At 70.8% G+C, this 12,751-nt stretch carries 11 protein-coding genes; 4 read left to right on the forward strand and 7 right to left on the reverse strand.

What is annotated here, in order from left to right:
* Positions 1-1,629: beta-ketoacyl synthase N-terminal-like domain-containing protein (locus QH283_RS24055; protein ID WP_280505213.1), on the reverse strand; the 1,629-nt coding region annotated here is incomplete at its 3' end.
* Between the two features lie 17 nt (positions 1,630-1,646).
* Positions 1,647-2,234 (reverse strand): hypothetical protein, encoded by a 588-nt coding sequence (locus QH283_RS24060; protein ID WP_280505214.1) that lies wholly within the window; start codon positions 2,232-2,234, stop codon positions 1,647-1,649.
* Between the two features lie 237 nt (positions 2,235-2,471).
* On the opposite strand from QH283_RS24060, the gene QH283_RS24065 reads away from it, so the two are divergent.
* The 3 genes from QH283_RS24065 to QH283_RS24075 all read left to right on the forward strand — a co-directional run bounded on the left by QH283_RS24065 (position 2,472) and on the right by QH283_RS24075 (position 6,054).
* Complete coding sequence (locus tag QH283_RS24065; RefSeq protein ID WP_280505215.1) at positions 2,472-4,031, forward strand: cytochrome P450; 1,560 nt, start codon at positions 2,472-2,474, stop codon at positions 4,029-4,031.
* Between the two features lie 68 nt (positions 4,032-4,099).
* Positions 4,100-5,458, forward strand: a complete 1,359-nt coding sequence (locus tag QH283_RS24070; protein WP_280505216.1) for a M20/M25/M40 family metallo-hydrolase — start codon at positions 4,100-4,102, stop codon at positions 5,456-5,458.
* Positions 5,459-5,532: 74 nt separating this feature from the next.
* The gene (locus QH283_RS24075; protein WP_280505217.1) at positions 5,533-6,054 is read left to right on the forward strand and encodes a YbhB/YbcL family Raf kinase inhibitor-like protein; all 522 of its coding nucleotides are present in this window, start codon (positions 5,533-5,535) and stop codon (positions 6,052-6,054) included.
* Positions 6,055-6,117: 63 nt separating this feature from the next.
* On the opposite strand, the gene QH283_RS24080 is transcribed toward QH283_RS24075, so the two are convergent.
* Together QH283_RS24080 and QH283_RS24085 are read right to left on the reverse strand one after the other, a co-directional pair.
* Positions 6,118-7,947 (reverse strand): AMP-dependent synthetase/ligase, encoded by a 1,830-nt coding sequence (locus tag QH283_RS24080; RefSeq protein WP_280505218.1) that lies wholly within the window; start codon positions 7,945-7,947, stop codon positions 6,118-6,120.
* Between the two features lie 160 nt (positions 7,948-8,107).
* Positions 8,108-9,664, reverse strand: a complete 1,557-nt coding sequence (locus QH283_RS24085) for a carbohydrate kinase family protein (protein ID WP_280505219.1) — start codon at positions 9,662-9,664, stop codon at positions 8,108-8,110.
* Between the two features lie 310 nt (positions 9,665-9,974).
* Here QH283_RS24085 and QH283_RS24090 point away from each other — a divergent pair, with 310 nt between their 5' ends.
* Positions 9,975-10,274, forward strand: coding sequence for a hypothetical protein (locus QH283_RS24090; protein ID WP_280505220.1), 300 nt, complete (start codon positions 9,975-9,977; stop codon positions 10,272-10,274).
* A gap of 119 nt (positions 10,275-10,393) precedes the next feature.
* Here the strand turns inward: QH283_RS24090 and QH283_RS24095 are convergent, their stop codons facing one another.
* The 3 genes from QH283_RS24095 to QH283_RS24105 form a co-directional block, all read right to left on the reverse strand.
* Positions 10,394-11,488: a quinone-dependent dihydroorotate dehydrogenase gene (locus tag QH283_RS24095; protein WP_280505222.1), complete on the reverse strand. Its 1,095-nt coding sequence runs from the start codon at positions 11,486-11,488 to the stop codon at positions 10,394-10,396.
* A gap of 8 nt (positions 11,489-11,496) precedes the next feature.
* The gene (locus QH283_RS24100; protein WP_280505221.1) at positions 11,497-11,745 is read right to left on the reverse strand and encodes a DUF5703 family protein; all 249 of its coding nucleotides are present in this window, start codon (positions 11,743-11,745) and stop codon (positions 11,497-11,499) included.
* Positions 11,745-12,751, reverse strand: a 1,007-nt coding sequence (locus QH283_RS24105; protein ID WP_348538305.1) for a hypothetical protein, incomplete at its 5' end; no start/stop codon positions are given. The genes QH283_RS24100 and QH283_RS24105, both read right to left, overlap by 1 nt.

The raw sequence follows: 12,751 nt of genomic DNA on the forward strand, positions 1-12,751 counted from the left end.
TGCACCACCGCATCGACAACGACACCTGGCAGTGCAAACGGTGCGGGGGAGCCGGCCCTCGCCCGCGGCGTGGGCGCGCAGGTCGGTGAGCAGGGTGTCGCCGAACGGCACGGCGAGGCGGAACGGGTGGTGGGCGCGCCGGGTCCAGGCCGCCGCGGTGAGCCGGTGCGGGTCGGCGCCTGCCTCGAGCCGGTCGGCGAATGCGCCCGCCAGCTCGCGCAGGGCCTGTTCGCTGCGCGCGGACAGGGGCACGACACCGCCGCCGAGGTGGCGCGTGGACGCCTGGCCGGTGTCGCGGTCCGGGTCTGCCGGGGCCGGGGTGTCGGTGGCGGCGGTGGCCCGGTGTTCGCGGAGGATGGCGTGGGCGTTGGTGCCGCCGTAGCCGAATCCGTTGACCGCCACCGTCATCGGGGCGTCGTGGGCGGGGGGTTCGGCGGTGGTCTGGATGGTGAGGTTCAGGGCGTCGAGCTCGAGGTCGGGGTTGAGTTCGTCGTCGAGCCAGCCCTGTGGGGGCAGGGTGCGGTGGGTGAGGGCGAGCGCGGATTTGATGACGCTGGGTAGGCCAGCGGGGGCCTCGGGGTGGCGGTGGGTGGCTTTGCGGGCGCCGACGCCGAGGGGGCGGGTGCGGCCGGGGACGGCGCCGTAGGCGCGGCCGATGGCGCGCAGTTCGAGGGGATCGCCGACGGGGGTGCCGGTGCCGTGGGCTTCGACGTAGTCGATCTCGTGGGCGGCCACCGCGGCGCGGGCGCGGACTTCTTCGGCCAGGCGTTGCTGGGCGTCGGGGTTGGGGACGGTGATGGCGGTGGTGCGGCCGTCCTGGTTGACGCCGGTGGCCTTGACGACGGCGTAGACGCGGTCGCCGTCGCGTTCGGCGGCGGCCAGGGGTTTGAGCACGATCATGCCCGCGCCCTCGCCGCGGCCGTAGCCGTCGGCGGAGGCGCCGAAGGACTTGCTGCGGCCGTCCTCGGCGAGGAAGCCGCCTTTGCACATGGACACGAAGGTGCCCGGTTGCAGCATGAGGTTCACTCCGCCGGCGAGGGCGAGTTCGCAGTCGCCGTCGATCAGCGCCCGGCAGGCCAGGTGCAGGGCGACCAGCGAGGAGGAGCAGGCGGTGTCGACGGTGAGGCTGGGCCCGGCCAGGTCGAGGGCGTAGGAGATGCGGTTGGACAGCATCGTGTAGGAGGCGCCCGCCGAGGAGTGCATGTCGATGTGCGGCAGGGCGGCGCCGGTGAAGCCGACGGCCAGCTGGTCGAGGGTGAACGCGCCGAGGTACACCCCGACCGGGAGGTCGGCGGTGCGTCCGGCCACGCCCGCGTCGTCGAGCGCTTCCCAGGCGACCTCGAGGGCGAGGCGCTGCTGGGGGTCCATGGCGGCGGCCTCGCGGGGGGAGATGCCGAAGAAGTCGGGGTCGAAGGCCCACGGATCGGTGGTGAGGAACGCGGCGCGGCGGGTGTACATGCGTCCGGGGGCGCGGCGGTCGGGGTCGTAGTAGCGGCGGTGGTCCCAGCGGTCGGCGGGGATGTCGGTGACGGCGTCGCCGCGGCCTGCGACGAATTCCCAGAAACTGTCCGGGGAGTCGATGCCCGCGCCGAAGCGGCAGCCGATGCCGATGATCGCGATATCGGTCATGTCGTGTCCTCCCGCTCTCATTCGCCGCTCGCGCGCAGGCTGCGCGGCAGCCACATCATCACGTTGACCTCGGGGCCTCGGCGGCCTAGCCGGACCCGGCCGACCCGTAACGCGCCACCTGCCTCGTAGTAGGCGACGTTGCCGTCCTTGCACAGCCCGAACATCGGGGTGCTGGTGCGTTCGAGTTCGGCCATGACGTGGGTGAGCAGTGCGCGGCCGACGCCGCTGCGCGGGCGGTCCGGGTCGACGGCGCGGCTGACGCCGAAGTAGTGCGGCAGGCCCGTGGCGACGGTGGACATGGTGGCGTCCATGCGCAGCACGCGCGGGCCCGCCGCGCCCATGGCCCAGGCGAATTCGGGGATCGCGGCCAGGTAGCGCAGCGGGCCGAAGCGGAAGCCCGGTGTCTGCCACAGCCCGACGCCGGCGACGCGGCCCTCGACGGTGGCCACCAGGGCGGCGTCGTTGGGCAGGTACTGGTGGCGCAGCATGGCCCGGTGCAGCCGGTGCTGGTGGCGCGGCCTGCGGGCGGGGTCGGGGAACATGTATTCGCCGAACGGGTCGTCGCTGCGGTAGGCGCGATCGAGCACCGAGATCATTTCTGGCACATCGTCTTTCGTCGCGGTTCTGACAACGGTTCCGGTACTGGTTGCGGTCACCGCACACCCCTGAGTTCCATCGGTCCCCGACCCCCGTGGGCGACCGGTACGGCATTGACAAACAGCAACGTACACCAATAGCCTGCGAAGCACACGAAGAATCTACTGACGGGTAACACGCGAAACACGCACGGAACAAACGGCTTTCGCGTGCGCCCGGCCTCGAGACGACAAGGACTGCCCGCCATGGCGTCATCGTCCGCACCCACCACGCCCGCCGTCGCCGAGGGCGACACCACTCTGCATCCGCCGCGCTGGCTGCCCGCGCCCATGCGCTGGCACCGCACCCGCGTGGGCTGGCGCGAATCCTGGGGCTATCTGGCGCAATTCGTGCCGCGCTGGCGCGATCGCAGCTTGATCCACTTCCTGGCCGCCGAACTGCCCGGCGCCGACGACGTGATGGTCACCCGGCTGCCGCTGCTGAAGTTCGTGATCGTGCGCAGCCCGGAACTGGCCCGCCGCATCCTGGTCACCAATCAGGACGCCTACGCCAAGAGCGCCGAGTACGACATGATGGCGGTGACCTTCGGCCACGGCCTGGTCACCGATCCCGACGACCGCCGCTACCACCGCAACCGGCGGCTGGTGCAGCCGATCTTCTCCCGCGCCACCATCGACTCCTTCGCCGTGCCCATCACCGAGGCCGCCGCCGACGCCGCCGACCGCATCGCCGGGCTCGGCGCGGACGGCCGCCCGGTCGACATCGGCGCGGAGATGAACCGGCTGACCCTGGACATCGTGGCGCGCACCATGTTCGGCACCGATCTGTCCGGCCCGATCTCCCAGATCCGGCTGACCAACCTGCTGAAGTTCTTCGGCGTCGGCTTCATGACCAACATCTCGCGCCCGCTGCGCGCGCTGTCGACGCTGGTGGTGCGGTTGACCACCCCGCCGGAGCGGCGCGCGGGCTCACGGCTGCCGGTGCGCGCGATGCGCTGGGTGACCTGGCTGTCCTCGCCGTCGCTGATGCTCGAGCTGCGCCGCATCGAGAAGGCGGTGGACTCGGTGATCGCCGACCACCGGGAGGGCCGCATCACCCGCACCGACAACCTGCTCGGCCTGCTGACCGCCGCCCGCGATCCCGACACCGGCCACACCTACAGCGACACCGAGATCCACGACGAGCTGATGACCTTCATCGGGGCGGGCATGGAGACCTCCGCGACCGCCCTGACCTGGACCTGGACCCTGCTGGCCGCCCACCCCGAGGCGCGGGCGCGGCTGGAGGAGGAACTGGAACGGGTGCTCGGCGGGCGCACCCCGACCGCCGCCGACGTGGAGGCGCTGGAATGGACGCGGGCGGTGCTGACCGAATCGATGCGGCTGTATCCGCCGATCATCGGGCTGACCAGGGTGGCCAAGCGTCCCGATGTGCTCGGCGGCTACCGCATCCGCCCCGGCACGACGGTGGTGATCAGCCTGCACGGGGTGCACCACAATCCGTCGGTGTGGCCCGAGCCGGAGAAGTTCGATCCCACCCGCCACCTCGATCCGTCCACCGCCGCCGCGCGCAGGCACGGGATGCTGGCCTTCAGCGCGGGCAAACGGATCTGTGTGGCACAGAACTTCGCCATGATGGAGATGACGCTGGCGCTGGCGGTGCTGGCCCAGCGCATGGTGTTCGAACCGGCCTACGAGGGGCCGGTGCGGCGGGCGATCTCGTTCACCGGCGGCCCGGACGCGGCGGTGCCGATGCGGGTGCGCACCCGCGACCGGCGGCGCACCGACCGGCGCACGGCGGGGTAGCGCGGGGAGATCGACTCACCGCGATCGCCACCGGGACGCGGCGCGCGGGCAAGTGGTAGGAAAGGAACGTGTCCGCAACTGGTCGAGAACCCGATTCGAAGAACTCGCGCGCGGTGTCCGAGGTGGTGGAACTGGTCAGCAGGCTGATCCAGTTCGACACCTCCAACACCGGTGACCTGGCCACCACCAAGGGGGAGCAGGAGTGTGCCGAGTGGGTGGGCGACCGATTGCGCGAGGTCGGCTACACCACCGAGTACGTCGAGTCGGGCGCGCCGGGGCGAGGCAACCTGTTCGTGCATCTGCCCGGCGCCGACCCCAGCCGCGGCAAGCTGATGATCCACGGCCATCTGGACGTGGTGCCCGCGCAGGCCTCCGACTGGAGCGTGCACCCGTTCTCCGGCGCGGTGCGCGACGGCTACGTGTGGGGTCGTGGCGCGATCGACATGAAGGACATGTGCGGCATGATGCTGGCGGTGGCCCGCCAGTTCAAGGCCGAGGGCACGGTCCCGCCCCGGGATCTGGTGTTCGCGTTCCTGGCCGACGAGGAGAACGGCGGCCGCTGGGGTTCGCAGTGGCTGGCCGACAACCGCCCGGATCTGTTCGACGGGGTGACCGAGGCGGTCGGCGAGGTCGGCGGCTTCTCGTTGACCCTGCCGCGCCGCGACGGCAGCGAGCGCCGCTTCTACCTGGTGGAGACCGCGGAGAAGAGCCTGGGCTGGATGCGGCTGCGGGCCAAGGCGCGCGCCGGGCACGGCTCGTTCCTGCACGAGGACAACGCGGTGACGATCCTGGCGCAGGCGGTGGCGCGGCTGGGCACCCACACCTTCCCGCTGGTGTTGTCGGATTCGGTGGGCGAGTTCCTGACCGCGGTGGCCGAGGAGACCGGTCTGCCGTTCGATCCGCACGGCCCCGACATCGAGGGCCAGCTGGCCAAGCTGGGCAGCATCTCGCGCATCATCGGCGCGACGTTGCGCGACACCGCCAACCCGACGATGCTGCAAGCGGGTTACAAGGCCAATGTCATTCCGCAGACCGCCGAGGCGGTGGTGGACTGCCGGGTGCTGCCCGGGCGGCAGGCAGCGTTCGAGCGGGAGGTCGACGAGCTGATCGGTCCCGATGTGGAGCGCGAGTGGATCACCGAGCTCGACTCCTACGAGACGACCTTCGACGGGCATCTGGTGGACGCGATGAACGACGCGATCCTGGCCCACGACCCGCAGGGCCGCACGGTGCCCTACATGCTCTCCGGCGGCACCGACGCCAAGGCGTTCGCGCGGCTGGGCATCCGCTGCTTCGGGTTCGCGCCGCTGCGGCTGCCGCCCGAGCTGGACTTCAGCGCGTTGTTCCACGGGGTGGACGAGCGGGTTCCGGTGGAATCGCTCGAATTCGGCACCAAGGTGCTGGAACACTTCCTGTTGCACAGCTGAGGCGATTTCGCTTTCCGATCTTCGTTCAGGGCCGAATCTTTGTTCAGGGCCGAATCTTTGTTCAGGAAGGAAACATGGCTTACAACCCCTACGACGCGCTCCCGCGGGTGCCCTCGTTCACGCTGACCTCCGAGGACGTCACCGACGGGCAGCCGCTGGGCAACGACCAGGTCAGTGGCATCTTCGGCGCGGGTGGCAAGGACATCTCCCCGCAGCTGTCCTGGTCGGGCTTCCCGCCGGAGACCAAGAGCTTCGCGGTGACCGTCTACGACCCGGACGCCCCGACCGCGTCGGGTTTCTGGCACTGGGCGGTGGCCGACATCCCGGCCTCGGTGACCTCGCTGCCGTCCGGTGCGGCCGACGGCGGTCTGCCCGAGGGCGCGATCCAGTTGCGTCACGACGGCGGCGCGCCGGGCTTCGTCGGCGCGGCCCCGCCGGCCGGGCACGGCCCGCACCGCTACTTCATCGTGGTGCACGCGGTGGATGTGGAGACCCTCGGCATCGATGAGAACGCCACGCCCGCGCTGCTCGGGTTCAACCTGTTCTCCCACACCCTGGCGCGCGCCACCATCGTCGGCACCTACGAGCAGAAGTAGCCGGCGCGAACGTCGAACGGGCCCAGGGCATTCGCCGCCCCGGGCCCGTTTCCCGTCTACAGGTCAGACGTTGACCACGTGCGCGGGCGGGTTCTCGGCGTAGAGCTCCTCGATCAGGCTCGCGTACTTGTCGGCGATGGGCTTGCGCTTGAGCGACATCTTCGGGGTGAGTTCGTCACCGCCGGGTTCCCACACCGCGGGCACGATGGTGAAACGCTTGATCTGCTCCACCCGCGAGAGCTTGGTGTTGCCCGCCTTGACCGCGGCGTGCACCTCGTCGATCACCTCGCGGCGGGCGGTGAGGGTGGCGAAGTCGGCGTCGGTGGCGCCGAGGTCCTTGGCGCGCAGGGCGAGGATGTCGGGGTCGAGCACGACGAGGGCGCTGATGTAGGGCTTGGCCTCGCCGATGGCGACGACCTGGCCGACCAGTGAGGACACCGCCTTGACGGCGTTCTCGATGTTGGAGGGGGCGATGTTCTTGCCCGCCTCGTTGATGATCAGTTCCTTCTTGCGGTCGATGATCGTCAGGTAGCCGTCGTCGTCGATGGTGCCGACGTCGCCGGTGTGCAGCCAGCCGTCGGCGTCGATGGCCTCGGCGGTCTTGTCGGGCATGCCTCGGTAGCCGGGGGTGACGATGGGGCCGCGGATGAGGACCTCGCCGTCGTCGGCCAGCTTGATCTCGGTGCCGTCGACGACGCGGCCGACGGTGCCGGGGCGCGGCTTGTCCAGTTCGGTGTAGGTGCCGACGCCGGTGGTCTCGGACATGCCCCACACCTCGCTGACGGTGAACCCGAGGCCGAGGTAGAACTCGAGGGTCTCGGCGGGGATGGGGGCGGCGCCGGAGGCGGCGACCTTGAGTTCGTCGAAGCCGAGGGCGGCGCGCAGCTTGGACAGCACCAGTTTCTCGGCGAGGCTGTGCTTGATCTTCAGCGCGGCGGGGCGGCCCTTGCCGGACAGGTCGGCGCGGGCGGCGGCGATGCCGGTGTCGATGGCCCACAGCGCGAGCTTCTTCTTGACCGGGCTCTCCTCGGCCTCGAGCTTGGCCTCGACGCCGCCCTTGATCTTCTGCCATACGCGCGGCACGCCGAAGAAGGTGGTGGGGCGGGCGTCGGGCAGGGCGGCGGCGATCTCGCGCGGGTCGGGGACGGTGGTGATCTGGATGCCGGTGACCAGGTTGATGGTGTGGCCGGAGATGCGGTCGGCGACGTGGGCGGCGGGCAGGTAGGACACGGCGCGGTCGTCGAGGCCGACCCGCAGCGGGCCGCTGATCAGGGCGGTGATCTGGGCCAGGGCGTTGGCGTGGGTGATCTCCACGCCCTTGGAGGGGCCGGTGGTGCCGGAGGTGTAGATGAGGGTGGCCAGGTCGGAGTTGCGCACCGCGCGCCAGGCGGCGTCGAAGTCGAAGTCGGGGGCGGGGTTGTTCGCGAGGTCGGTCAGGGTGAGGGTGCCCTCGGCAGGGCCGTCGACGACGACGATGTGCGCGAGGTCGACCCCGGTGGCCTTGATGACGTCGAGGAAGGCCTGTTCGGTGACGACGATGGTGTTGCCGGCGTTGGTGAACTGGTGGGTGATCTGTTCGGCGGAGCTGGTGTTGTACACCGAGAAGGGGGTGGCGCCGACGTGCAGGGCGGCGGTGTCGACGAGGTTGAACTCGGGGCGGTTGGTCAGCATGATGCCGAGGGTGTCGCCGTGCTTCAGGCCGAGATTCGCCAGGCCCGCGGCCAGTTCGCGCACTCGTTCACCGTATTCGCGCCAGGTGATCTCGGTGGTGCCGCCGACGGTGCGCAGGGCGACCTGGTCGGGTCGCAGCGTGAGAGTCTCCTGGAAGGCCTCGGGGACGGTGTAGACCGTCTTGCCGGTCTCGTGCGCGAATCCGATTGCTGAAGTGCTCATGTTTCCCTGTTCCCGATGTCGTTCGTGAACGCGACTCGACTGTCTCGGATCACTCCCGGGCCCGCCCGGGCCCCGGCAACGATCCGACATGGTGATGCAGTTACCTTCGCATCATCTCACAGTGGAGGTGTGTGCGAGTGGCGCAGCTCACTCATCGTAGTCACACCGACGCCGATGAGGCGTCCGTTACGTCCGAATCTCCCTGGCTCGCCGCGGCCGCCGCCGCGATCCGATCGATGCGCTCCACCACCGGCATGGCGTCGGGGATGTCGCCGAAGGACTGCGCGGCGGCCATCGCCGCGCTCGCCCACCGGAAATCCGCCGGTTCCGCGACCCAATCGTGACCGGCCAGCCGGTACGCCAGCGCGGCGGTGAACGCCGCCGCCGCGCCGGGGGAGTCGGTGACCCGCACCGCCAGCGCGGGCCCCAGATCCAGGCGCACCCGCGCCGAGCGCACCAGGCACCGGAAGTGCTCGACCACGCACACGCACCCGACGCCGAGCGCGCGCAACCGGGCGATCACCTCGGCGTCGAAGACCTCCTGGTCGTCGTAACCCTCGCCGGTGAAGTCGGCCCCGGGGGCCAGCAGCACCGCCAGTTCGCGGCGGCTGCCGACGAGATAGTCGATGCGGTCGAAGAATTCGTAGAAGTACTGCGGCGCGGGCACCGGCGGCCCGGCGTGCACGAACAACCGAGGTCGCGGCGCGTCCCGCAGGGTGCGCAGCACGTGCTCGAGCACGGAGGTGGAGTGCTCGAGGGTGAGGAAGACCGCGTCGGCGCCGGTGAGGGTGTCGAGCACCTCGGCCGAGCAGAGGTCTTCGACGGTCAGCCGCACGGCGTCGGCGTCGTGTTCGATGGTGGCGAACGAGCCGGTGACGGTGACGATCACCGCCCCGACCGGGGTGGGTTCGCCCGCGACGGTCTTGAGGTGGCGGACACCGACGCGATGGCGGTGCAGGTAGGCGCCGATGCGGCGACCCGCGTGGTCGTCGCCGACGGTGGCGATCAGTTCGGTGCGGAATCCCAGCCGGGCGGCGGCCACGGCCCGGTTCAGCCCCTTGCCGCCGATCTTCTCGGTGAAACCTCCACGCGCGGGCGAACTCTCCCCTGGCAGGTGATCGGTGCGGTAGATGTGGTCGATGACGGCGTCGCCGAGGACGACCACCTCCCCCCGGGCGGGCGCCGCGGCGGCCACAGCGCTGTCGAGTCTGCTTGCGCTCGAACGGCTTCGGCCGTAACCGGGGTCGACGTGCAGCAGCGCAGCCAGTTCGGTGAAAGCGCGGTGCTCCGGGCTGGTACGCAGGTGGCGGGCGGTCAGTTCGGCGGGCTCGGGGGTGGCGCCCGCGAGTTCGTGCAGCCGCGCCCAGTTCTCGGCCAGGTAGACGCGCCGCTCACCCAGGTCGGCGGCATACAACCGGTCCAGGTCGACCTCGCCGGCGCCGTGCTCGCGCCACCAGCCGAGCGACAGCGCGGCGTCGACGATGAAATGCGTGCTCGGCGGCAGTTTTTCGGCGTGCTCGCGGATGACGGGGCCGACCACGAGCCGGGGGTCGAGCACGCCTTCGCGGTGCGCGCGGCGGCGGATCACCGGCAGCTCGAGCAACGGGGAGATGTCGATCTCGGTGGTGCGCAGGCGTTCCGCGCTCAGGCCGGAGCGTTTGCACAGCCTGGTGAGGATGTTGCGGACGGCGACGGTACCCGGTTCCTGCGCCGTCATGGGCGATGCCCCTTCACTGCTGCTCGTGCACAACCGCCAGCGGCGTTCTGCCACTGTTGTTACGGTGAATTCTGCCAGGGTCACGGCAAATGCCGCGCGCGAACCGGCAACTGCCGAAAATGTTATAGCGGGGGGCGTGTCGACCCGGCACACTGAAAGCAGGTGACGCACCACCCGCAAAGGGGAGGCACCCATGGAGAATCCACATATCCCGGCCACGCGCATTCGAGTCGACCGGACGTCGATGACCAGCGAGGTGAGCCCCGAACGGGCGGCGCGTGAATCCAGGGCCGGGCCACGGTGTTGGCGATTGAGCTGGTTGCCGGATCGGTGGTTGTCGCGCCGTCAGGCGCTGGCCGGGATGGAGTTCGACGCCATCCTCAGCACCATCGACACCGTCGACGACCGGATCGGATTCGCGATGATGGAACTGCGTGCCGATCAGCTCGGCATGACGGTCCAGGAAGCGGCGACGACGCTGTGGGAGCGGATCGTGGCCCGCCGCCTGGTCCACCACGGCCCACCGGGGCCGGACGTGCGGGAATGGCTGGAGCTGCCACCGGAGTCGGACTCGGGAAGCAGCAGGAGGGTGTTCCCGGAGCACGCGTGATCCGCGGCCACCGGCCGAGCCGGTGCGCGGTGGATCGACCTTTCAGGCGCAGCATCCCGAAGGATGCTGCGCCTTCCTCGTCCGTCGGATTCCTCGTCCTCAGCCGAGCGTGGCGTTTCTCAGCCGAGCGTGGCGCGATGCCCCGCGCCGACGGCCTCGCCGATGCAGCGGTAGCCGTCGCGGCGCAGCCGCTCGGCGAGGCCGCGATGGATGCGGCGGGTCCACAACGGTCCGCCGTAGATGAAACCGGTGTAGCCCTGCAGCAGGCTCGCGCCGGCGAGAATCCGCTCGTAGGCCTGGTCGGCGTTCTCGATACCGCCGACGGAGACCAGCGCCAGCCGGTCGCCGACGCGGGCATACAGCCTGCGCAGCACCTCGAGGGAACGCTCGGCCACCGGCGGCCCGGACAGCCCGCCCACACCGATCTCGGTGACGGTGGCGGCGTCGGTGCGCAAGCCCGCTCGGCCGATGGTGGTGTTGGTGGCGACGATGCCCGCCAGACCGAGCTCCACGGCCAGATCGGCGACGGCGTCGATGTCCTCGTCGGACAGGTCGGGGGCGATCTTGACCAGCACCGGCACCGGCCGCCCCGACTCGGCGATCGTGTCCAGCACGGTGCGCAGCAGCGGGCGCAGCGATTCCACCGCCTGCAGGTCGCGCAGGCCGGGGGTGTTGGGAGAACTGACATTGACGACCACGAAATCGGCCAGCGGACCGAGCAGCGCGGCGCTGGTGGCGTAGTCGGCGGGCGCCTGCTCGGCGGGGGTGACCTTGGTCTTGCCGATGTTGGCGCCCAGCGGCACGGTGGCGGTGCGGGCGCGCAGTTGCGCGGCGGCCGCGGCGGCGCCCTGGTTGTTGAAGCCCATCCGGTTGATCAGTGCCTTGTCGGCGGGCAGCCGGAACAGCCGCGGCGCCGGGTTACCGGGCTGCGGGTGGGCGGTGACGGTGCCGATCTCGGCGAAACCCCAGCCCATCGGCCCCCACACGTCGACGCCCTCGGCGTTCTTGTCGAAACCGGCGGCCAGGCCGAGCGGGGCGCGGAACCTGACCCCGAAAACGGTGTTGTGCAGGATCTCGTCGTCGACGACGGTCAGCCTGCTCAGCAGCACCCGAAGCGGGGCGATCCTGGCGGCCAGCCGCATCGCCGCGAACGCCAGATGATGGGCGCGTTCGGGCGGCAGCAGGAACATCAGTCGCAGCAGCAGCGCATACATTCCGCCCATCACATCCCCGGTTCGGGGGTGGGTAGTAGCGCGCTCTTGCGGCGCCGCAGCAGCACCTTGCGGCTGCCGTCGGTGTAGGCGCGCACCTTCGACAGCTCCCAGCCGCCGAACTCGGCCTGGATGGCCAGGCGCATCGAGGCGGTCACCCGGTTCACTTCCCTGGGCAGCCGCAACGGCACGTACTCGTAATCGTCGCTTTCGCCGCCGGACTCCCAACCGGCGGGGAACGCACGGGACCTACTCGCCATCACTGCCCTTCCTTCAGCTCGTCCGCGGGGATCCGCTGCAGGCCGTCACCGGCGGCGGAGCCGACGAACAGGTCACCGGTGCGTTCGTCGACGACGACGGTGTCGGGTTGGCGCACCGTCGGATGGCGCCCGACCTCCTGCCCGATCCCCGTCGACAGATCGAATCCGACGACCTCGTTGCTCTGCGTGCACGTCACCCACACGGTCTCCGACCGGCGATCGTAGGCGAGCGCGTAAGGGGATGATCTTACCGGGAACCGCTGTCGCAGCACGAGCGGTCCGGTGGTGTACACCAGCAGCTCCTCGCCCGCGGTATCGGCCACCAGCACCCGCCCGTAGTGGTCGGAGATCATGTTCACCGCCCCGTCACCGGCCCGCAGCGACAAACCGAGCCGATCCTGCCCCGGGGTGATCTCGGTGATCGAGGTCTGACGGCGGTCCAGCACCGCCGCCTTCTCCCCGGCCGAGACCACCACATCGGCGCTCACCAGACCGGGCACCGTGGTCTGCACCTGCCCGTCGGCGGACACGACGCGCACCCGGCCCTCGGCGTCGCCGACGATCAGCCCACCCGCGCCGTCGAGCACGAGGGTGCGCAGGGCGCCGTCGCCGGCGACCTCGGTGACCGCGCCGGTGGCGGCGGCCACGCGCAAGACCCGGCCACGGGCGGGCACCAGGACCTCACCCGGCTCCCCCTGGGCGAGGGCGGCGCCGGGCACCGGCAGGGTGATCGTGCGCGCCACCTGCCCGTCGGCGGGATCGAGGATCAGCAGCGAGGTGCCCGGGTCGGCGGCCAGCCCGGCCAGCAGCCCGGTGCCGGACTCGGCCAGCAGCGCGTCGACGCGGCCGGGCAGGGCGAACAGCTCACCCGCGGGGGTCACGGTGGTCGGCGGCGCGGGCGCCGCGGTCGCCGGCACGCGGGTGGGCACATGCGGGCCGGGGTCGTCGGAGCCCCCGCCGGGGAGCCCGAGCAGCGGCGCCAACACCACCCCGAGGATCGGGGGAA

It is taken from the genome of Nocardia farcinica, assembly GCF_029867845.1.
Classification (GTDB): domain Bacteria; phylum Actinomycetota; class Actinomycetes; order Mycobacteriales; family Mycobacteriaceae; genus Nocardia; species Nocardia farcinica_A.